Genomic DNA, 18,868 nt, shown 5'->3' with positions numbered 1-18,868 from the left:
AAACGAACTCCTACCTACCGGACGTGGTGACAGCTCACTGTTGTGAGCGGAAGAGCCAGGCCTGTTGTTCGATGGTGTGGCCGGTGGTGATGAGTAGGTCCTGGGTGATGGGGTCGTCGGCGGTGGCCTCGATCGCCTGGTGGAGCCCGGCGGCAGTGGTGGAGAGGATTTCGGTGATCCTCTTGATCACGATGTCGTCTCGTAGGGCGCCGCTGTCGAGTTGGGGTAGTCGGCTGGTGGCGGCGATCGTGTTGCTGCGTCCGTCAGGTGCGGTGCCGATGGTCGCGGCTCGCTCGGCGATGGTGTCGGCGTGTTCGCGGGTCGCGTCGGCGAGGGTGTCGAGTTGCTGGTGTAGGGGCAGGAAGCGGGGTCCGGTCAGATTCCAGTGCGCCTGCTTGGCGAGGAGGGTGAGGTCGAGTAGGTCAACGAGGGTCTGCTGCAGGATGGGGCCAACGTGGCCGTCGATGGCGTATGTGACCTGGTTGGTGGCCGTGATGGACATCAGTGAGTCCTTCTCGTTGTTTGGCGGCGCGGGGGGCCGTCGTGGCGGTTGGCGCGGGCCCGTCCGGTACTGGGCGTGGGCGGTGAGTGGTGCGGGGCGGGCCGACCGCACGTTGGGTGTGCGGCCGGCCCACTTTTTCTGGGTGGTTAGAGGCTGTTGACGAAGGTGAGTAGGTCGTTGTTGAGCTGCTGTTTGTGGGTGTCGGTGATGCCGTGGGGGCCGTCGGGGTAGATCTTGAGGGTGGAGTTGGTGACGATTTCGTGGGCTTCCTTGGCGGAGTTTTCGATCGGTACGACCTGGTCGTCGCCGCCGTGGATGATGAGGGTGGGTACGTCGATGCGTGTGAGGTCTTCGGTGAGGTCGGTTTCGGAGAAGGCTTTGATCGAGTCGTAGGCGGCTTTGTGGCCGGCCTGCATGCTCTGGAGCCAGAAGGTGTCCTTCATGCCCTGCGATACCTGGGCGTCGGGGCGGTTGGCGCCGAAGAAGGGTCCGTTGGCGAGGTCGCGGTAGAGCTGGGAGCGGTCGGTGAGGGAGCCTTCGCGGAGGCCGTCGAAGACGTCGATGGGTACGCCGTTGGGGTTGTCGGGGGTTTGGAGCATCAGTGGGGTGACGGCGCCGATGAGGGCGACCTGGGCGATGCGGTCGGTGCCGTGTCGGCCGACGTAGCGGGCGACTTCTCCGCCGCCGGTGGAGAATCCGACGAGGGTGGCGTTGTTGAGCTTGAGCTTTTTGATGACGGTGGCGAGGTCGTCGGCGTAGTGGTTCATGTCGTTGCCCTCCCAGGTTTGGGAGGAGCGGCCGTGGCCTCGGCGGTCGTGGGCGATGACGCGGTAGCCGTTGTCGGCCAGGTGCATCATCTGGGATTCCCAGCTGTCGGAGTTCAGGGGCCAGCCGTGGCTGAAGATGACGGGTCGTCCGTCGCGGGGGCCCCAGTCCTTGTAGAAGATGTCGACGCCGTCGCGGGTGGTGACGAAGCCCTCGTTACGGTCTGATCGTTTTCCGGCGGCGGCGGGGTCGGCCTGGGCCTCGCTGGCGTTGTTGGTGGCGATGGCGGTGCCGCCGGCGGCGATACTGAGCACGGCCACACCGGCCAGCAGCGCGGCCCACACGGGACGACGGCGAGAGCGACCGGAGCCGGTTTCGGCGGCGGGGGTGGGGTTGGTGTCGGGGTTCATGCGACTGTTCCTTGTATGACAGCGGTCCGGGGGACCGGAGATGGGTTGGTGTGACGAGCTCCCCACCCTGGGCAGGGGTGGGACTGAAGCGTGGGGTTGTCAGGGCAGCTCCCCAAGAGGGCAGGCGTCGGCTCCGGGTGTGGTGCCGACGCCTGCCCTGGGCGTCTGGCTCCGGGTGTGGTGCCGACGCCGGTCCTCGCCGGGGCTGGGGCGTGTTTTCCCCGGCGGGGTTACTTGGCGAGGAAGGTCAGCAGGGCCTGGTTGACGTCGTCGGCGTGGGTCCAGAGCAGGCCGTGGGGTGCGTTGGTGATTTCGACGTAGTCGGCGTCGGGTAGCTGCTTGTGGAACTCGCGGGCGGTGGCATCGATGGGCAGGATGTTGTCGGCGGTGCCGTGCAGGATCAGGGCGGGTACGTCGATCTTGGGGACGTCGGCGCGGAAGTCGGTGATCCAGGTGGGTACGGCGGCGGCGGAGGCGTACCAGGACGCGCCGGTGGCGATGTTCCAGCTGTTGCGCAGGGCTTCTTCGGACAGGCGGGTGCCGAGGGTGTCGTCGGTGTTGAAGAAGTTGCGGTAGAAGTCGGTGAAGTAGGCGTAGCGGTCGGCGGTGACGGCGGCGGAGATGCCGTCGAAGACGTCCTGGGGCACGCCGGTGGGGTTGTCGTCGGTCTGTAGCAGGAATGGTTGCAGTGAGGCCAGGAAGGCGGCCTTGGCAACCCGGGCGGAGCCGTAGCGGCCGAGGTAGCGGGCGACCTCGCCGCTGCCCATGGAGAAGCCGACCAGGACCACATTCGTGAGGTCGAGGGTTTCCAGGACGGTGTTCAGGTCGGCGGCGAAGGTGTCGTAGTCGTAGCCGATGGTGGGTTGGCTGGACTGGCCGAAGCCCCGCCGGTCGTAGGTGATCACCCGGTAGCCGGCCTTGAGTAGGGCCGCGGACTGCTTCTCCCAGGAGTGCCCGTCCAGGGGGTAGCCGTGGATGAGGACCACCGGCTGTCCCTGACCGTGGTCCTCGTAGTACAGGTCGATGTTGGTGCTGTTCTCGGTTCCCACGGTGATGTACGGCATGACGACCTCCCAAGATTGGAGAACCTTCGTTCTCTCGCGCTGGAAAGAACTTTAGAGAACGAACGTTCTCGGTGCAACTCCTCGGTCGGTATACCCGCCGTGATCAGCGCCACACGAGCGGGGAAGCAGGAGGTGCGCTGTCGGCTGAGTCGGATTCCACCGCTGATCGAGCCCGAGACCGCAGCTGCGACCCCACCCGGGCGGCTGCGACCGACTGCTGGATCTCCTCCGCGATGAGGTCGGCGTTGATCCCCGCCCCCGCGTGGGCGCCGCTGGCCGCGGCGCCCACGGGGTGGGCCAGGTCGATGAGGTTGCCGGCGGCCCACACCCCCGGGACCTCGGTGCGTCCCGTCGGATCGGCCGGGATCTGCTCGCCGGTGATGATCGGATGGTCGACTGGTCGCAGTCCGAACCCCGCGAGTAGCTCGGCCCGTGGGACCACCCGCGGCGCGATCGCCAGGGCGTCCAGACCGACCACGGTGCCATCGGTCAACCGCACCCCGACGAGTCGGTCGTCGGCGACCTCCAGCGCCACCACGGCGCCGGCCACCAGCCGCACACCGCAGGCGGCGAGCTGCTCGGCCTGCTCCGAATCCGGGCCATCCGACAGGTGGGTGAAGTACGTGACGTCCTTGCTCAGTCGTCGAAACATCAGCGCCAGGTGCGCCGCCATCGGGCCGGTGCCGAGCACGCCGATGGCCTGGTCCCGAACCTCCCAGCCGTGGTGGTACGGGCAGTGGAACACGTCGCGGCCCCACCGTTCCCGCAGTCCTGGGATGTCCGGCAGCAGGTCGATCACCCCGCTGGCCACCAGCAACCGACGGGCCCGCACCGACCGGCCGTCGGCCAGCGTCACGTTGAAACGCTCACCGTCACGTGTCGCAGCTGTGACCTCGCCGTCAACCACGTGGCCCCCGTACCCACGCACCTCGGCCCGGCCGCGCGCCAGTAACTCGGTCGGCGACATCCCATCCAGGGCCAACATCCCGTGCATCCGCTGGACCGGGTCGCTGCGAGGGATGCCGGAGTCGATCACCACCACCGAACGGCGGACCCGTGCGAGCGTCAGCGCCCCGCTGAGGCCGGCGACGCCGCCGCCGACGACCACCACGTCGTAGCTGTTCTCCAGTTGATCGATCATTCTGTCCCCCTTCCGGACAACCCTGCGAATGCAGGGCGAGGGGGTCAAGATCCTTCGCTATTTCAGCAAAGTTACTTATGTCAAATGACGCATGATTAATGAACTTCATCTGCTCCGGGGCAGATGTCGTGGATGGGTAAGGCATGGGAGGGCTCGAGGAGCGCGTTGCCGCGGCCCGTATCCAACCCCGCCTGGTCGGCGAATCCGGACCGCCGTTTCGGGAACACGTGCCACGGTGGTCGGTCGGACACGGACCAGGCTCTGCTGGTCTGTCGGGTCGCGCGGTGCACGCGGGCAGGGCTACGAAGCGGCGTGGGCGATGTCGGAACGTCGGTCGGTGCGCGCGATCCATTTGCCGTAACAGCAACTCAGTTTGCTAGGTGGTCGTTGCCCGCGCATGGTTGCCCCTGGGAGGTGGTCAGAATGACCGATCAGCTGGAGAACAGCTACGACGTGGTGGTCGTCGGCGGCGGCGCCGCTGGCCTGAACGGGGCACTGATGCTTGCGCGGTCCCGCCGTTCGGTGGCGGTGATCGATTCGGGTGCCCCACGTAACGCCCCGAACGCTCTGGGCGTGCATGGGTTGCTGGCGCGTGAGGGGGTGTCGCCGACCGAGTTACTGGCGCGCGGTCGGGCCGAGGTGCGTGGGTACGGGGGCCACGTGGTCAACGGCGAGGTTGCCGACGCGGCACGCGAGGGTGACGGGTTCACGGTCACCCTGGTCGACGGCAAGTCCGTGCTGGCTCGCCGGTTGCTGGTGACGACCGGGTTGGTCGATCAGCTGCCGGAGATTCCCGGACTGCGGGAACGGTGGGGCCGTGATGTACTCCACTGTCCGTACTGCCATGGTTGGGAGGTTCGGGACCAGGCCATCGGCGTACTGGCCACCGGGCCGATGTCGGTGCACCAGGCGCTGCTCTTCCGGCAGTTGAGCGGTGACGTCACGTACTTCACGCATCAGAGCGCTGGTCCGGACGCGGAGCAGGCCGAGCAACTCGCCGCCCGGGGCATTCGGGTGGTGACCGGCGCTGTGGCGGCGGTGGAGGTCGCCGACGATCGGCTGGTCGGGGTGCGTCTGGATGACGGCACGGTGGTGCGCCGTGACGCCCTGTCGGTCGCACCACGGCTGGTGGCGCGGGCCGGGTTTCTGGCGGGGCTCGGGCTGCAGTCGGTCGACCATCCCAGCGGGGTGGGTGAGTACGTTCCGGCGGACCCGTTCGGGCGCACCGAGGCCGCCGGCGTGTGGGTCGCGGGTAACGTCTCCGATCTGGCCGCTCAGGTGGGTGCTGCCGCGGCTGGCGGTGCCGTCGCGGCAGCGGCGATCAACATGGATCTGATCGCGGAGGAGACCCGACAGGCGGTCGCGGCCTTCCGGTGACCCGATACCGCATCATCGCCGGTCCGCTGTGTTTACGCCGAGTGCCCGGACGACAGTTGCCAGCGCTCCAACGGCCCTGGTGGGAGTAGCGCTCGACGACGAGTTGTTCCTGGCAGGTCACCGGCACCTTCGACCGCATCGGCAGTCGGAGCAGCCGTGCGGTCACTGTAGCCGTCAGCCGCCCCGCCGCCCCGCTCGCAGAGATCTCGGATCAACTCGTCGCAGGCCGTACCGAAGACCTCGATGCGGTGAACCGTGATGTCTGTGACCGGATGATCGCCCGGCTTCCCGTAAGGCATGACCCCGATCGTGCCAGCCACCCTGAGGTGGTCGAGAGGGACCGCCACGAAGGTCGATGCCGGCTGAAGGCCGCCAGCAGACGGGAGGACGGGGGGCTGCTTCGTCTCGCAGGAACTCCCGGATCGGTCGGACCAGCGTCAGTATGCAGTAGGGGGCGCATCCATCAATTGGATGTGCCCCCTGACTCGGTCGGGGTGGCCGGATTCGAACCGACGACCTCTTCGTCCCGAACTCTCGGCGGGCCGGCCGGATCGGGTGTCATGCACGGTCGTCTGGCCTGTTGGGGTCGCTTCGGGTCGGGTTCGGTGGGCTGGGTTGCTGTACTTCGCTGCTGTACTGCTCGTCAATGAGGAACTGCCCGAAGTGGGCGCGCATGCGTAGCCAGTGCTGGCGGTCGTCGCAGGGGTGGAGTCGGCCGCAGCGGCACAGGCTCAGACCCAATTCGGCGTGCTTGATCAGCAGGATATCCGCATAGGCCACCTGCGCCTTGGCGTACTCTCGAAAGGCCGTCGAGGTGTAGATGATTCCCATCGGTCACCGCCCCGCACTGCGGCGGTGGCGCCAGAGGAGTTCGGCGAGGCTGTCCACGGCGTCGATGTCCCCGGCCGTGAGTCGCTGGCGGGTGACGGCGATCCAGGGCGGCGAGGCGGGGGTTGTTTCACCGCAGGCGGTTCGCATCCCCTCCTGGGCGAGTTGGGCCAGCCGGCAGGGATTGCGGTGGTTCTCATGCCAGCAGCCGGCGACCACGCAGAAGCCGGAGCTGTCTGGCCGGTGGGCCTCCCAGAGGGCGCGGGCCAGTCGCCACAGTAGGCGGCGCCGGCACTCTGTGGGCGGCTCGATGGGCGGATTGTCGACATCGAAGAACATGCGCCGACCATCCCGCCCGGCGACGGACCGCCCCATGGCCAGCGGTCATGTCACGGTGACATGGGACGGCTCGACCAGCGTGAATGGTCGCCCTAGGCTGTCGGCCGGAACACCTTGAGTAGTCGGAACGCGACGCGGGGAGCTGCCATGCTGCTCGATCCACTGCGAATACCGGAGGATGCGTGGTCGCACGGCGCGGTGCTGGCCGCCTTGGCCGCCCGCGACATCGGCGCGCTGTTCCGTCTGATCGCCAGCCTCACCGGGGCGAGTCAGAGCCAGATCGGGGCCGCCGTCGGGCTGGAACAGGGCTACGTCAGCCGCATCATGGCCGGCCGCAAGGTCACCTCCATCGACGTCCTGGAGCGGATCGCCGACGGCTGCCGGATACCCAACCAGGCGCGAATCACGATGGGCCTGGCGCCCCGACAGGCCACATCTCCGGCCACCCCCGGCCGGCTCACCCCCGGCCGGCTCACCCCCGGCCGGCTCACCCCCGGTGGGCTCACTCCCGGTCGGCTCGGCGAGCCGCCGGCCAACCGGACCTGGCAAGACGACGTGCGCAGTGCCGCAGAGCTTTGACGAGGTGACGTGAACCGTCGAGACGTACTCCGGCAGGTGGCCTTCCACTCCGCCGGCTACACCCTGCCCGCGCTGCGCTGGTTCACCGCCCCCGACCCGGCTCCGGTCACCCAGCCCGGCCGCAACGCGGTCGGTCAACCGGAGATCGACACCATCCGCGCCATGACCGGCACATACCGCCAGCTGGACAACCAGTACGGCGGCGGGCACGCCCGCGACACTGTCGCCCGCTACCTCCACCAGGAGGTGACCCCGCTGCTCACCGACGGCCGCTTCGACCACCCCACTGGCCAACGGCTACTCAGCGCCGCCGCCGAACTGGCCCAACTCGCCGGCTGGCAGGCGTACGACACCGCCCAACACGGCATCGCCCAGCGCTACCTCACCCTCGCCCTGGACTTCGCCCACGCCGCCGCAGACGACGGCCTCGGCGCGGAGATCCTCGCCGCGATGAGCCACCAGGCCACCTACCTCGGTCACACCACCGCCGGCCTCGACCTCGCCCGCGCCGCCGGCCAGACCGCCCACCGCGCCGGACTTCCCGTCCTGACCGCCGAAGCCCACGTCATGCAAGCCCACGCCCTGGCCAAAGCCAACGACGAACGAGCCTGCGCCACCGCCCTGCACCACGCAGAACAAGCCCTCGACCGAGCCGACCGCAGCGCCGACCCGCAATGGCTCAGCTACTTCGACGAGGCATACCTGTCCGCCAAGTTCGGCCACTGCTTCCACGCCCTCGGCCGCAACACCCACGCCGAACGCTTCGCCGCCCGATCCCTACGCATGAACGATCACTTCGTACGCGGCAAAGCCTTCAACCTCGCCCTACTCGCCAACATCCACGCCCACCAGGGGCAACCCGAACGGGCCTGCGCCATCGGCGCACAGGCCCTGACCCTGACCACCCAACTCCGCTCCGCCAGAGCCGTCCGCTACCTCCGCGACCTGCAAACCCAACTCACCCCGCACCGGCGACTACCCGCCGTCCGGCACTTCACCGGCCGCATCAACGCCACCCTCGGCCCGCGACGCTGACCATCACAGTTCCCCCCGGGCCCTACGCGCGACCAGCTCCAGCACCGCGATCACCGTGCCGGCACCGACGATCTCCCCCCGGGACACCAACTCGTACGCCTCGTCGAGCGGAATCCACGCGATCTGCTCCGCCTCATTCACGTCCACCGGCGCACCGATGTGCTCAGCCTGCCGGGCCAGGAACAGCAGGTTCTCGGCGTCGGCGGTCCCGACCCAGGGCTGGAAGGACAACAACGGCTCGACCGCCTGGGGGCGCCAGCCGGTCTCCTCCTCGACCTCCCGCACCGCGCACCGCGCAGGGCGCTCGTCGTCGTCAAGATAGCCGCCGGGCAGCTCCCACACCCACCGGTCGAACACGAACCGGTGTCGCCGCATCAATAACAGGCGCTCCCGATCATCGAGCACGGCGACCATGGCCGACCGGGGAGCCCGGATCACGTACTGCTCGAAGCGAGCTCCATCCGGCAACTCGACCTCGGCGATACTCAGCCGCGCCCGCCGGGTGTCGTCCACGACCCGCTCGCCGTGGATGGTCCACCGGGTCAACTCCGTCGCCTGCTTCTCCACCACCCCGCCAGTATCTGCCCCGGCCACCTGACATGCACACAGGCGGCCACACCGCCCCAGCCGCCCGACCCTTCATTGTGTGAGTTTGGGCGCTTCGTCCAGCAGCGTCCGTCCAAAGCCGCGGCTTCGGGTAGCTGACTGCCGGAGGTTGCCCTCTTCCGGCCATGTTGCTGCCACCACTGCTGTCAGCAGCCCCCGATGCCGGAACGACATCAGAACCGGCGACGAGGCTCCTCGGCACGAACGCCGCCGTATGGAAGCGGAATGCCCAAGGCTCGCCAGAGGTCATGGAGCACCCGACCGACCCGTTCGCTGTCGTCTGCCGACAACTCAGCGATAGGCATGCCGGCAGCCTGGTGCTCGCCGATGTTGTAGAGCAGGTCGGCGATGGCCGCAGCTGTCGGTCGGTCAAGACGAAGAACCACTTCCTCTTCCTCGCGCATGTCCGGCATCGTATGGCCTCATCGGGATCCGGCGTACAGGTCGACTCGTCCATAGCCCACCAGGTCAGCCACCGCGACATGACACCTGGCCTGCGTGCTGCCGCTCGTTGTTGGCCATCATCGGTCGGCGTTCGACGGCCCGGTGACGGCCCAGACGCGGCCCAGCGGCATACAAGGCGGGCCTTTATGCCGCCGACAGTCGATCACGTATCTCGCGTAGACCGGTCTCTAGCGCCGAGAGGTCGGGACAACTTCCGAAACGGGGGTCAAGCGCCGACAGGTACAGTCGTTCAAGAGCCGCCCCACCGCCCCGCTCGCAGATCTCCCGGATCAACTCGTCGCAGGCTGGGCCAAAGACCTCGATACGGTGAACCGTAACGTCTGTGACCGGGTGATCGCCCGGCTTCCCGTTTGGCATGACACCGATCGTGCCAGCCACCCTGAGGTGGTCGAGAGGGACCGCCACGAAGGTCGATGCCGGCTGAAGATCGCCAGCAGGCGGGAGTGCGGGACTGCTTCGTCTCGAAGGAACCCCCGGATCGGCCGGACCAGCGCCAGTATGCACTAAGAGGGCACATCCAATCGATGGATGTGCCCTCTTACCTGGTCGGGGTGGCCGGATTCGAACCGACGACCTCTTCGTCCCGAACGAAGCGCGCTACCAAGCTGCGCCACACCCCGAGGCGTGCCGACAAATACTAGCCCACCCGATCCGCGGGTCAAATTCGGTATCCCCGTGGCGTCGCCGGCTCAGTGGGGGATCAGGGTCAGGATGCTCGCCTCGGGCGGGCAGGCGAAGCGGACCGGCGCGGTCGGATGGGTGCCGAGGCCAGCCGAGACGTGCAGCCAGGAGTCCGAGCCGGGCCAGCGGTGCAGGCCCTTGGCCATCGAGCGGTGCAGCCCGCAGTTCGTCACCAGGGCTCCGACCCCCGGTACGCAGACCTGACCGCCATGGGTGTGTCCGGCGAGTAGCAGGCTGAACCCGTCGGCGGCCATCTGGTCCAGCACGGCCGGCTCCGGGGAGTGGCTGAGGGCGATCGAGAGGTCGGCCGAGGGCGAGACCGGGCCGGCAACGGACGCGTAGTCGTCCCGCTCGATGTGTGGGTCGTCCACCCCGACCAGCTCCACCAACCGCCCGCCGGCCTTGAGCGTGGTACGGGCGTTGCTCAGGTCGGCCCAGCCGGCACCGGTGAAGATGTCCCGCAGTTCGTCGTAGGGCAGGGTCACGCCCTCGGTGTACTCGCGGTCGGGCAGGAAGTAGGTGAACGGGTTCTTCCAGACCGGGCCGGTGTAGTCGTTGGAGCCGAAGACGAAGGCGCCCGGGCGGTCGAGGAGCGGCTGTAGCGCGCACAGGACCCCGGGCACCGCGTCGGGGTTGGCCATGTTGTCGCCGGTCACCAGGACCAGGTCCGGATCCAGCCCGGCCAACGACGCCACCCACTCCTGCTTGCGTCGCTGGTTGGGCATCATGTGCAGGTCGGACAGGTGCAGGATGCGCAGCGGCTCCGCGCCGGCCGGCAACACCGGCACCTCGTACCGCCGCAGGGTGAACATGTTGCGCTCGATCAGCGATGCGTACGCCAGGGTGGCCGCACCCACGACGGCGGTGCCGGCGGCGAAGCGGAATAGTGTGCGCTTTCCCATGGCTGACAGAGTAGTTTGACCGTCCATGGGTACCTTGAAGGACCGCCTGACCACGGACATGCGGGCCGCGCTGAAGGCGCGTGACGAAATGACCACCTCCACGCTCCGGATGGCGCTGGCCGCCGTCGGCGCGGCCGAGGTAGCCGGTCAGGCCAAGCGGGAACTCGATGACGACGAGGTGCTCGCCCTCCTGGCCAAGGAGGCGAAGAAGCGCCGGGAGGCGGCTGCCGCCTTCGCCGAGGCCGGCCGTGACGAGCAGGCCGCGAAGGAGACCGCTGAGGGCGTGGTGCTGGAGCGCTACCTGCCGAGTCAGCTTTCCGACGACGAACTGGCGGAGGTGGTCAGGACCGCCCTGACCACGGGTGGTTTCACCGGCATGGGGCAGATGGGCCCGGCGATGAAGGCCGCCCAGGCCGCGGTGTCCGGCCAGGCCGCCGGGGGGCGGGTCGCCGCCGAGGTACGCCGGCAGCTCGCCAGCTGACCTGGCGCCGGGTACGCGAAGGGGCGGTCACCCCGATCAGGGTGGCCGCCCCTTCGACGCCTCAGTGAGCCGCTAGTTGGCGGGGCGTTCCGTCGGTCTGCCGCCGGGCTGCCCGGTCGGTTCGGCCGGCTCGGTCGGCTCCGGGGCCGGACCGGAGCTGACCTTGATGGAGACGACGCTGCCCTTGGCGGTACGGCCGGTTGGGCTGGTCCCGGCGGCGGTGCCGGCCGGGCAGTTCGACTCGACCCGGTTCGTCGAGACGACCGCCGTGAATCCGGCGCCGGTGATGCGGGACTTCGCCTTCTCCACGCTGACGCACTTGACGGTCGGGATAGTCCGCTGGTCCCCCAACTGGAGTTTCTTCTCCGGCGGGGTGAAGTCGATCCTGGGCTTTCCCTTCATCGCGTCGCGCAGCGTCTCGTAGACCGGCGGGTTGATGCCGGTGGCCCCTTCGTGGTCCATCTCCTGGTTGGTCTGCGGCCAGTCCGGGTCGGCCATGATCCCGGCGACCGCGTACTGCTTGGTCATCGCGACCAGGGAGGCGGTCTTGTCCTTGTCGGTGGTGCCGGACTTGCCGGCGACCGGGGCGTTAACGGTGCTTCGCACTTTGCTGGCGGTCGCGCCGGCGCACTTCGTCGTGGACGACTTGTCGCCGACGGGGCAGCGGGCGGCGTCCACGGCGGCGCGGGCCACCTCGGTGCTGATCCGCTGTTCGCAGCGGGGGTTGGCGATGTCGAGCTTGTTACCTGCCGCGTCGCGGATCTCCTGCACCGGGGTCGGTTCGCAGTAGAGCCCTTCGGCGCCGAGGGTGGCGTACGCGTTGGCCAGCTCCAGCGGCGTGGTCTGGGAGACGCCGAGGGTGAAGGCACCCCACTGGTGGGCGCCCCTCTCCTCCAGGTCGAGGTCCTCCTGGCTGCGGAAGGTGATGCCGAGCTTCTTGGCGACCTCGACCACCTTCTCCGCTCCCACCTGCTGCTGGAGGGGGACGAAGTAGGTGTTAACCGACCTTCCGAATGCGCTCCACATGTTGTGCACGCCAGCCATGCTGGGGTTTGCGTTCTCCGGGCAGTAGAAGTGGGTGCCCTCGCAGGCGGCGGGGCTGTTCTTCCGGATGATGTAGTCGGACCGGAACCGTTGCTCGGCGTTGATGGTGTGGCTGAGCGGGATGCCCTTCTCCAGCGCGGCGACCACGGTGAAGATCTTGAAGGTCGAGCCGGCCTGGTAGCCGGTGATGCCGTCACCGCCGGTGAGGAGCGGGTTGACGGTGTTCGGATAGTTGCCGAGCGCCCCGGTTTCGCGCTTCGCCGGGTTGCTGTGTGGCTTGTTCTCCGGGTTGTCCGGGTCGTCGAGCTGGTAGTTGCGGTTGGTGGAGAGAGCGCGGACCCGGCCGGTGCCGGGCTCGACCACGGCGAGCATCCGCGCGGCCTTACTGGTGGCGGGGAGGCTCTTTCGGACCGCCTCGTCGGCGGCCTGCTGGACCTGGGGCTCCATCGTGGTGATGACGGTGAAGCCGCCGCTCTTGAGTCGCCGTTCCCGGTCGTAGGTGGTGGAGCCGAACGCCTCCTGATCCATCCACCAGCGGTAGAAGTAGTCGCAGAAGAATCCCCACTCCTGCGTGTTGGTGTCGACGCAGCCGTTCGGCGCCCGCTTGCCGACGATCTTCGGCTTGCTGGCCTTGGCCGTCTCGGCCTCTTCCGCGGTGATGGCTTTGATCTTCACCATGTGGTCGAGGATGTAGTCGCGCCGGGCCACCGCGCTCGGGTAGCCGCTGGTGGTGGTCGGGTCCAACGAACTGGGAGCTTTGACGAGGCCGGCGAGGAGCGCCGCCTCGGCGATGGTGAGCTCGCTCGGGGGCTTGGCGAAGTAGACCTGACTGGCGGCGTAGATGCCGTACGCGCCGTTGCCGAAGGCGGCGATGTTGAGGTAGCGCAGCATGATCTCGTCCTTGGAGAACTGCTTCTCCACCTGCAGGGCGAGGTTCATCTCGCGGATCTTGCGGGCGCTGGTGTCCTCGGTGGCCGCGACGACGTCGGCCGGGTGCGTTGCCGAGTACGCGATGGCGAGTCGGACGTACTGCATGGTCAGCGTGGAGGCGCCCTGCTGGTCGGCGCCCTCCTGACTGTTGTTTACGAAGGCTCGGACGACGCCGTTGAGGTCAACGCCGTTGTGCTCGTAGAAGTCGTGGTCCTCGGCGGCGAGGATCGCCTTCTGCATGGCTGGCGCGATGTCGTCGATCTTGGTGATGTCGCGGCGGTTCTCGTCGTACATCGTGGCCAACGGTGTCTTGCCGTCAGCGGCGAGTAGGCGGCTCATCTGGGGGCCGGCCGCGTCCACGAACAGCTCGGGGAGGGCATCGAAGGTCTCGGCGCCGGCCTTCGCGGCCAACCCGGACAGCGCCACTGCGGGGAAGGCCGCCGCGGCGACCACCACTCCGGCGAGTAAGCCACAGACGAGTAACGATGCGGCATTGGTCAGCACATTATGATCACGTTTCCGCATCCAGGTCACCTCGACAGGGTAGCGAACCGGCGACGAGCGGCGCGGGGCGGCTTTTCCCCATTTCCTGCGCACGCCGTCCTCGTTGTGCTAAACGCACGACCCCCGGTAGGTGGTTGCGGACCAGGCGTCGCCGAGTCTCCTCTTGGCGCGGGATGGGCGTCCAGCGTTTTCATGGACCTCGGTGGGGTATGCGGGCGGCAGCAGGCCCGGTAAGCCGGGAGTGTCCGGAATAATCGATTTTGCCGACAACGTTGCGTAATCGTGCAACTACAGAGCATGATGGGAGCGGCGACAGCGCCACAGGTCGTCCGTGCCGCCTTGGGGGAGGTCGGTGGGGCGATCGGGGGAAACAGCCGGCTGGTCCGCGATGGGGTCGGTAGTACTGCAAGGGGGGACGTGTACAGATGGGCATGATCACTGACTGGCCGTCGCTGGCGGCATGTCAGAACGGGGACCCGGACGCGTTGTTCGTACAGGGCGCCGAACAGAACGTGGCGAAGCGGATCTGCCGAAGCTGCCCAGTCCGGTACGAGTGCCTGGCCGACGCGCTGGACAACCGGATCGAGTTCGGTGTGTGGGGCGGCATGACCGAACGTGAGCGACGGGCGCTGCTGCGTCGCCACCCGCAGGTCGCCAGCTGGCGCAAGATGTTCGAGGCCGCGATGAAGAAGAACGCCAAGGAGAAGGCCGACCGGGACAAGGTCCTGGCCGCCGCGGCTGGCTGACGACGTCACTCCGGGCGGCCGTGGGTCGGCTACGGGACCTCCGGGCCCGCCGCCGTCGACCACAGGATCATTCTGGACTGGCCAGCGAACCGATCGTCCGCAGCCCGTCGATGTCGTGGACATCGGCGGGCTGCGCGGTTATCGACGCCACCGGCACGGTCGGGAACGTCGCGGTGAACCGGGCAGCCACGCGCTGTTCGCGTACCGCCTGGTGGGCCAGCGCGGCGTGGGCCCGGAGCGCGTCCACAGTGCCGTCGTGGCCGCCCAGCCCGGCCAGCCGATCAGCGGCGGCCAAGCTCTCGTCGGGGCCGAGTTCCGGTGCCGCCGGGCGGTGCACCCGGTTGAGCACCAGCCCGGCGAGCGGCATCCGGTCGGCCCGCAGCCGGCTCGCGAAGTACGCGGCCTCCCGGATCGCGTCCGGCTCCGGCGCGGCGACCAGGAGGAACGCCGTCTCCTGGGCTTGCAGGATGCGGTAGGTCTGTTCCGCTCGTTGGCGGAAACCGCCGAACATCGAGTCGAGGGCTGCGACGAAGCCAGAGAGATCACTCAGTAACTGGGCGCCCAGTACCTTCTGGACAACCTTCGAGAACATGCCGAACCCCGCGGTGACGAAGCTGAACATGCTCCGTCCGCCCGTCCGGGCCGGGGCAAGCAGCAGCCGCAACATCCGGCCGTCCAGGAAACGGGCGAGGCGGGCCGGCGCGTCGAGGAAGTCCAGCGCCGAGCGGGAGGGCGGAGTGTCCACCACGATCAGGTCCCACTCGCCCCGGGCGTGCAGCTGCCCGAGCTTCTCCATCGCCATGTACTCCTGAGTGCCGGCGAAGGTGGAGCTCATGGCCGCATAGAACGGGTTCGCGAAGATCTCCGCGGCCCTCGCCGGGTCGGTGTGCTGGAGCACCACGTCGTCGAAGGTGCGCTTCATGTCGAGCATCATGGCGTGCAGCTCACCGCCGCTGGCCTCGACGTCGATCCCCTTGACCTGGCGCGGAGTGTTGTTCAGCTCGGTCAGCCCCAGCGACTGGGCCAGCCGGTGCGCCGGGTCGATGGTGAGTACCACGGTGCGGCGGCCGTGCTCCTCCGCGGCCCGCAGCGCGAGCGCGGCGGCGGTGGTCGTCTTGCCCACCCCACCCGCGCCGCAGCAGACCACGATCCGTACGCCGGGGTCGGCGAGGATCCGGTCAACGTCCAGCGGCGGAGCCGCGTCGTCGGAAGGCACCAATCGAGCGTATCGGGCCGGGTTCACCAACGCTCCCGAGCCAACGGGAGGAGTGCGTCAAGCCGCCCGGACGAGCGCCGCGGCCAGCAGATCCAGACCCGCCCGGTCCACCCCGTCGGGCAGCAGCGGCAGCTCGACCAGTGGCAGGCCCAACTCGGCCAGGTCGGTCCGGAGCGAATCCTCCAGGTCGCGGCGGACCGACTGGTCGCGCGCCTCGGTCGCCAAGCCGGAGACGGTCGCCGCATCGGCGGGCAGCCCGGCGGCGAGCAGCCCGGCGGTGAGCTCCGCCGCGGTGACCGCGGGCCCGACCGGTGCCGGTGGTCGGGTGGCGTTGACGATGATCCGTCCGACCGGGAAACCCAGCGCGGCGAAGTCGGCGATGGCGTCCGCGGTCTCCTGGACCGGCATCTCCTCGAGCAGCGTCACCACGTGCACGGCGGTCATCGGGGAGCGCAGCAGTGCGGCGACCCCCTCGCTCTGGGTTTTGATCGGCCCCATCCGGGCCAACCGTGCGGTCTCGGCGGTGACGTTGAGGAACCGCGCGATCCGTCCGGTCGGTGGCGCGTCCAACACCACCGCGTCGTACACCCGCCGCTGGCCCCGAGTACGGGTGGTGGCCTCCTTCACCTTGCCGGTCAGCAGCACATCGCGTAGCCCCGGGGCGATGGTGGTGGCGAAGTCGATGGCGCCCAGCTTGCGCAAAGCCCGCCCGGCGCCGCCGAGCTTGTAGAACATGTCCAGATACTCGAGCAGGGCCTCCTCCGCGTCCACGGCGAGGGCCCGCACCTCGCCGCCGTCCGCGGCGGCGGTCAGGTGCCGTTCGGCGTAGGGGAACGGATCGGTGCCGAAGAGCTGAGCGATGCCCTGCCGGCCCTCGACCTCAACCAGCAGGGTGCGCCGGCCCCCGGTGGCGAGGGCGAGGGCGAGGGCGGCGGCGACGCTGGTCTTGCCGGTGCCGCCCTTGCCGGTCACCACGTGGAGGCGGGCCGGCCACTCGGTGCCGGCCGGCTCTGCCGGTCGCTGTGCTGCTCCCACCCGTCGAGCCTAACCAGGGGTCACCCTCCCGCCACCTCGCAGACCCGCCAACCCGTCGTCTTGACCACGGTGAGACGCAGGGGAAGATCGGCGACCTTCTCGTCGGCGGTGGTCATGGTGACGGTGGTGGTGATGATGGCCCGGTCCTCGGTCTCGTCGTCAACCGTCAGGGGGCTCCACCGGAAGTGCGGCCTCTTGTAGTCGGCCGCGTACTTCTCCACCTCGGCGACCTTCGCGGAGATCCGGTCCTGGTCCTGGGCGGCCGAGCAGACCAGGCTCGACGCCTGGGCCGCGTCCCGGTCCTGGTAGACGGCGGTGAGGAACTCCTCCACGACGGCCTGGGGCTCCTCGTTGCCCACGCCGTCCTCCACCGTGCCCACCGCCAGGAAGGCGGCGATCCCGCCACCGAGGCAGAGCAGCAGCGTCACCGCAAGCGCGATCGACGCGATCAGCACTCCGCGTCGGCGGCGGGGCGCCGGCGGCTGCTGGTTCGGGGGCTGGGCGGTGCCCGGTGCGGGGAAGGCCGCCGTGGGGTGTGGTGGGGGCGTGGAGGGGGTGCCCGGTGCGGGGAAGGCCGCCGTGGGGTGTGGTGGGGGCGTGGAGGGGGTGCCCGGTGCAGGGAACGCCGCCGTGGGGTGTGGTGGGGGCGTGGAGGGGGTGCCCGGTGCAGGGAACGCCGCCGTGGGGTGCGGTGGATGCGTGGAGGGGGTGCCGGCCGCGGTCGGGCCGTCGGGCTGACTGGTGGGATCACCGCTGGCTGGCTGGGACATCGCTCCCCCGGGGGATGGGACTGCGTCGGCTCGGCGAGGCGACGGGTGGCGGTATACCGCCGGCTACGACCGGAAGGGTAGCGGTTGGCCCGGCCATTGACATGACGCTGGTTCTGTCCGGAGCCCGTCAACCCCCGGACGTTGTCCGTAGTCCGTCGGCGCAGGTGTCACATATGTGACTTGACAGCCGGAATGCCGCGCGCCCTGTTGGCGGCCATCGACCAGCAGCCTACGTTCCGATGATGCCGGGATCGGGCCGTGGGCCGGGCCGAGCGGCGTGGGCACGATCAGGTACCAATCGCCGGAGGCAGGGCATGCACGACGTGGAGAACACCCCCCGGACCCAACTCCCGGCCGTGATCCGGCTGCCCGCCCCCGGCGGTGTTCCGGACCAGCCTGCTCTGCCGCTCCGGGACGAGGAGGAGCCGGGCTACGTGGTGCACCTTCCGGTCCGGGTCGCAGACCATGCCGCCGCCGTCGCGCTGGCGGGCACGATCGCCACCTCGTTGAGCTTCCTCGGTGCGGTGGACGCCGGCGAGACCACCGTCTCCACCGCGGACGACCAGAACAACCGGCACCGGGTCTTCTGCGACCTGCCCCTGCTGGACCGGTCCCGCTGCCCACGGCCCTTTGACCACGCTGGCCAGTGCGGCGAGGTGGTGGCCGAGCAACGTCCCGCGCCCCAGCCAGCCGCCGGACCGTAGGCTGTGCCCTGGAAAGAACCGCACTCCAGGAAAGAGAGCCTTCCAGCGATGCAGAAGTGGGAGTACGCCACGGTCCCGCTGCTGGTCCATGCGACCAAGCAGATCCTCGACAACTGGGGCGAGGATGGCTGGGAACTGGTGTCCGTGGTTCCCGGGCCAAACCCGGAGCAGCTTGTCGCCTACCTGAAGCGGGCCAAGGCATGACCGGGCCGCGCGCGAAGCTCGTCGAGTTGGGGCACGAGTTGCCCGAAGTGGTGCCCCCGGTCGCCAGCTACCTGCCGGCGGTGCAGTCCGGGCCGCACGTCTACGTCTCCGGCCAGCTACCGATGGCCGAGGGCAAGCTGCTCGCCACCGGCAAGGTCGGCGCTGACGTCTCCGCCGACCAGGCCAAGGAGCTGGCCCAGCGGTGCGCGCTGAACGCGCTCGCGGCGGTCAACTCGTTGGTCGGGCTGGAGCAGGTCGTCAGGATCGTCAAGGTGACCGGCTTCGTGGCGAGCGCCCCGGGCTTCACCGGCCAGCCGGGCGTCATCAACGGCGCCTCCGACTTCTTCGGCACGGTCTTCGGCGAGGCCGGTCGGCACGCGAGGAGCGCGGTCGGGGTGGCGGAGCTCCCCCTGGACGCGCCCGTCGAGGTTGAGGTCATCGTCGAGGTCGCGGCCTAGTCCCTGCCGCGATCTTGCACCTCCTGCCGGTCAAAACCCCTGAACGGGTACGAAGCGGAGGTTGGCGGTGCAAGATCGCGGA

General features: G+C 68.9%; 21 protein-coding genes, 1 tRNA gene and 1 pseudogene. 7 read left to right on the top strand and 16 right to left on the bottom strand.

Translation table 11 applies throughout. The features are described 5' to 3' along the window. Positions 1-34: 34 nt before the first annotated feature. From AC1UKG_RS16680 to AC1UKG_RS16665, 4 genes are all read right to left on the bottom strand, one after another. A complete protein-coding gene (locus AC1UKG_RS16680) occupies positions 35-502 on the bottom strand; it encodes a Dps family protein (protein WP_018746121.1) in 468 nt (155 codons plus the stop codon). Between the two features lie 146 nt (positions 503-648). Continuing rightward, positions 649-1,677 carry an alpha/beta fold hydrolase gene (locus tag AC1UKG_RS16675; RefSeq protein ID WP_482643206.1) on the bottom strand — a complete coding sequence of 343 codons (1,029 nt, stop codon included), beginning with the start codon at positions 1,675-1,677 and terminating at the stop codon, positions 649-651. A 230-nt stretch (positions 1,678-1,907) separates the two neighbouring features. Further along, entirely contained in the window at positions 1,908-2,741 is an 834-nt protein-coding gene (locus AC1UKG_RS16670; RefSeq protein WP_482642425.1) for an alpha/beta fold hydrolase, read from the bottom strand. Positions 2,742-2,844: 103 nt separating this feature from the next. Continuing rightward, a complete protein-coding gene (locus AC1UKG_RS16665; protein WP_482642426.1) occupies positions 2,845-3,882 on the bottom strand; it encodes an NAD(P)/FAD-dependent oxidoreductase in 1,038 nt (345 codons plus the stop codon). 423 nt (positions 3,883-4,305) lie between these two features. Between AC1UKG_RS16665 and AC1UKG_RS16660 the strand changes: the two genes are divergently transcribed. Further along, positions 4,306-5,259: an NAD(P)/FAD-dependent oxidoreductase gene (locus AC1UKG_RS16660; protein WP_018815717.1), complete on the top strand. Its 954-nt coding sequence runs from the start codon at positions 4,306-4,308 to the stop codon at positions 5,257-5,259. Between the two features lie 32 nt (positions 5,260-5,291). Here the strand turns inward: AC1UKG_RS16660 and AC1UKG_RS16655 are convergent, their stop codons facing one another. The 3 genes from AC1UKG_RS16655 to AC1UKG_RS16645 all read right to left on the bottom strand — a co-directional run bounded on the left by AC1UKG_RS16655 (position 5,292) and on the right by AC1UKG_RS16645 (position 6,426). Continuing rightward, on the bottom strand, positions 5,292-5,579 hold the full coding sequence (locus tag AC1UKG_RS16655; protein ID WP_018745126.1) for a hypothetical protein: 288 nt from the start codon (positions 5,577-5,579) through the stop codon (positions 5,292-5,294). 238 nt (positions 5,580-5,817) lie between these two features. Continuing rightward, the gene (locus tag AC1UKG_RS16650; protein WP_018745127.1) at positions 5,818-6,090 is read right to left on the bottom strand and encodes a hypothetical protein; all 273 of its coding nucleotides are present in this window, start codon (positions 6,088-6,090) and stop codon (positions 5,818-5,820) included. A gap of 3 nt (positions 6,091-6,093) precedes the next feature. Beyond that, positions 6,094-6,426 carry a hypothetical protein gene (locus tag AC1UKG_RS16645; RefSeq protein ID WP_018745128.1) on the bottom strand — a complete coding sequence of 111 codons (333 nt, stop codon included), beginning with the start codon at positions 6,424-6,426 and terminating at the stop codon, positions 6,094-6,096. Positions 6,427-6,573: 147 nt separating this feature from the next. Between AC1UKG_RS16645 and AC1UKG_RS16640 the strand changes: the two are divergent. Beyond that, a pseudogene (locus AC1UKG_RS16640) lies at positions 6,574-8,040 on the top strand (helix-turn-helix domain-containing protein). Positions 8,041-8,043: 3 nt separating this feature from the next. Here AC1UKG_RS16640 and AC1UKG_RS16635 read toward each other — a convergent pair. From AC1UKG_RS16635 to AC1UKG_RS16615, 5 genes are all read right to left on the bottom strand, one after another. Further along, positions 8,044-8,610 (bottom strand): NUDIX hydrolase, encoded by a 567-nt coding sequence (locus AC1UKG_RS16635; RefSeq protein WP_018745130.1) that lies wholly within the window; start codon positions 8,608-8,610, stop codon positions 8,044-8,046. 209 nt (positions 8,611-8,819) lie between these two features. Next, positions 8,820-9,050 carry a hypothetical protein gene (locus tag AC1UKG_RS16630; protein WP_475889752.1) on the bottom strand — a complete coding sequence of 77 codons (231 nt, stop codon included), beginning with the start codon at positions 9,048-9,050 and terminating at the stop codon, positions 8,820-8,822. Positions 9,051-9,234: 184 nt separating this feature from the next. Next, positions 9,235-9,489, bottom strand: coding sequence for a hypothetical protein (locus AC1UKG_RS16625; RefSeq protein WP_018745132.1), 255 nt, complete (start codon positions 9,487-9,489; stop codon positions 9,235-9,237). Between the two features lie 165 nt (positions 9,490-9,654). Then, positions 9,655-9,731, bottom strand: a tRNA-Pro gene (locus AC1UKG_RS16620). Between the two features lie 69 nt (positions 9,732-9,800). Continuing rightward, positions 9,801-10,694 (bottom strand): metallophosphoesterase, encoded by an 894-nt coding sequence (locus tag AC1UKG_RS16615; protein WP_018745145.1) that lies wholly within the window; start codon positions 10,692-10,694, stop codon positions 9,801-9,803. Between the two features lie 25 nt (positions 10,695-10,719). Between AC1UKG_RS16615 and AC1UKG_RS16610 the strand changes: the two genes are divergently transcribed. Beyond that, a complete protein-coding gene (locus AC1UKG_RS16610; protein WP_018815565.1) occupies positions 10,720-11,175 on the top strand; it encodes a GatB/YqeY domain-containing protein in 456 nt (151 codons plus the stop codon). 72 nt (positions 11,176-11,247) lie between these two features. Here AC1UKG_RS16610 and AC1UKG_RS16605 read toward each other — a convergent pair whose 3' ends face one another. Then, complete coding sequence (locus AC1UKG_RS16605; RefSeq protein ID WP_026271783.1) at positions 11,248-13,674, bottom strand: transglycosylase domain-containing protein; 2,427 nt, start codon at positions 13,672-13,674, stop codon at positions 11,248-11,250. Positions 13,675-14,078: 404 nt separating this feature from the next. On the opposite strand from AC1UKG_RS16605, the gene AC1UKG_RS16600 reads away from it, so the two are divergent. Then, on the top strand, positions 14,079-14,399 hold the full coding sequence (locus tag AC1UKG_RS16600) for a WhiB family transcriptional regulator (protein WP_018745148.1): 321 nt from the start codon (positions 14,079-14,081) through the stop codon (positions 14,397-14,399). 67 nt (positions 14,400-14,466) lie between these two features. On the opposite strand, the gene bagB is transcribed toward AC1UKG_RS16600, so the two are convergent. Genes bagB through AC1UKG_RS16585 form a run of 3 tightly spaced genes read right to left on the bottom strand, consistent with a single transcriptional unit; the run spans position 14,467 to position 17,420 of the window. Next, positions 14,467-15,618, bottom strand: coding sequence for an ArsA-related P-loop ATPase (bagB, locus tag AC1UKG_RS16595; RefSeq protein ID WP_026325445.1), 1,152 nt, complete (start codon positions 15,616-15,618; stop codon positions 14,467-14,469). A gap of 54 nt (positions 15,619-15,672) precedes the next feature. After that, entirely contained in the window at positions 15,673-16,650 is a 978-nt protein-coding gene (gene bagA, locus AC1UKG_RS16590) for an ATPase BagA (protein ID WP_018745150.1), read from the bottom strand. A 20-nt stretch (positions 16,651-16,670) separates the two neighbouring features. After that, positions 16,671-17,420 (bottom strand): Rv0361 family membrane protein, encoded by a 750-nt coding sequence (locus AC1UKG_RS16585; RefSeq protein ID WP_482642427.1) that lies wholly within the window; start codon positions 17,418-17,420, stop codon positions 16,671-16,673. A gap of 314 nt (positions 17,421-17,734) precedes the next feature. On the opposite strand from AC1UKG_RS16585, the gene AC1UKG_RS16580 reads away from it, so the two are divergent. From AC1UKG_RS16580 to AC1UKG_RS16570, 3 genes are read left to right on the top strand one after another with little or no spacing between them, the layout of a single operon-like run. After that, positions 17,735-18,124 (top strand): hypothetical protein, encoded by a 390-nt coding sequence (locus AC1UKG_RS16580; protein WP_018745152.1) that lies wholly within the window; start codon positions 17,735-17,737, stop codon positions 18,122-18,124. 48 nt (positions 18,125-18,172) lie between these two features. Further along, positions 18,173-18,328 carry a Sp36 family protein gene (gene sp36, locus AC1UKG_RS16575; protein ID WP_012184767.1) on the top strand — a complete coding sequence of 52 codons (156 nt, stop codon included), beginning with the start codon at positions 18,173-18,175 and terminating at the stop codon, positions 18,326-18,328. Continuing rightward, positions 18,325-18,786, top strand: coding sequence for a RidA family protein (locus tag AC1UKG_RS16570; protein WP_482642428.1), 462 nt, complete (start codon positions 18,325-18,327; stop codon positions 18,784-18,786). The genes sp36 and AC1UKG_RS16570 overlap by 4 nt, the downstream gene beginning before the upstream one ends. The last annotated feature ends 82 nt before the right edge of the window (positions 18,787-18,868 follow it).

This window comes from Salinispora sp. CH2A1_6 (assembly GCF_056820975.1).
The sequence above is the reverse complement of the archived record's forward strand: the minus strand, read 5'-3'. Positions and strand labels throughout refer to the sequence as shown.

Excerpts from the sequence above, each read along its gene's own strand:
- AC1UKG_RS16680 (WP_018746121.1), bottom strand. The coding sequence starts at position 502 with ATGTCCATCACGGCCACCAACCAGGTCACATACGCCATCGACGGCCAC.
- AC1UKG_RS16675 (WP_482643206.1), bottom strand. The coding sequence starts at position 1,677 with ATGAACCCCGACACCAACCCCACCCCCGCCGCCGAAACCGGCTCCGGT.
- AC1UKG_RS16670 (WP_482642425.1), bottom strand. The coding sequence starts at position 2,741 with ATGCCGTACATCACCGTGGGAACCGAGAACAGCACCAACATCGACCTG.
- AC1UKG_RS16665 (WP_482642426.1), bottom strand. The coding sequence starts at position 3,882 with ATGATCGATCAACTGGAGAACAGCTACGACGTGGTGGTCGTCGGCGGC.
- AC1UKG_RS16660 (WP_018815717.1), top strand. The coding sequence starts at position 4,306 with ATGACCGATCAGCTGGAGAACAGCTACGACGTGGTGGTCGTCGGCGGC.
- AC1UKG_RS16650 (WP_018745127.1), bottom strand. The coding sequence starts at position 6,090 with ATGGGAATCATCTACACCTCGACGGCCTTTCGAGAGTACGCCAAGGCG.
- AC1UKG_RS16645 (WP_018745128.1), bottom strand. The coding sequence starts at position 6,426 with ATGTTCTTCGATGTCGACAATCCGCCCATCGAGCCGCCCACAGAGTGC.
- AC1UKG_RS16630 (WP_475889752.1), bottom strand. The coding sequence starts at position 9,050 with ATGCGCGAGGAAGAGGAAGTGGTTCTTCGTCTTGACCGACCGACAGCT.
- AC1UKG_RS16615 (WP_018745145.1), bottom strand. The coding sequence starts at position 10,694 with ATGGGAAAGCGCACACTATTCCGCTTCGCCGCCGGCACCGCCGTCGTG.
- AC1UKG_RS16610 (WP_018815565.1), top strand. The coding sequence starts at position 10,720 with ATGGGTACCTTGAAGGACCGCCTGACCACGGACATGCGGGCCGCGCTG.
- AC1UKG_RS16605 (WP_026271783.1), bottom strand. The coding sequence starts at position 13,674 with ATGCGGAAACGTGATCATAATGTGCTGACCAATGCCGCATCGTTACTC.
- AC1UKG_RS16600 (WP_018745148.1), top strand. The coding sequence starts at position 14,079 with ATGGGCATGATCACTGACTGGCCGTCGCTGGCGGCATGTCAGAACGGG.
- AC1UKG_RS16585 (WP_482642427.1), bottom strand. The coding sequence starts at position 17,420 with ATGTCCCAGCCAGCCAGCGGTGATCCCACCAGTCAGCCCGACGGCCCG.
- AC1UKG_RS16580 (WP_018745152.1), top strand. The coding sequence starts at position 17,735 with ATGCACGACGTGGAGAACACCCCCCGGACCCAACTCCCGGCCGTGATC.
- sp36 (WP_012184767.1), top strand. The coding sequence starts at position 18,173 with ATGCAGAAGTGGGAGTACGCCACGGTCCCGCTGCTGGTCCATGCGACC.
- AC1UKG_RS16570 (WP_482642428.1), top strand. The coding sequence starts at position 18,325 with ATGACCGGGCCGCGCGCGAAGCTCGTCGAGTTGGGGCACGAGTTGCCC.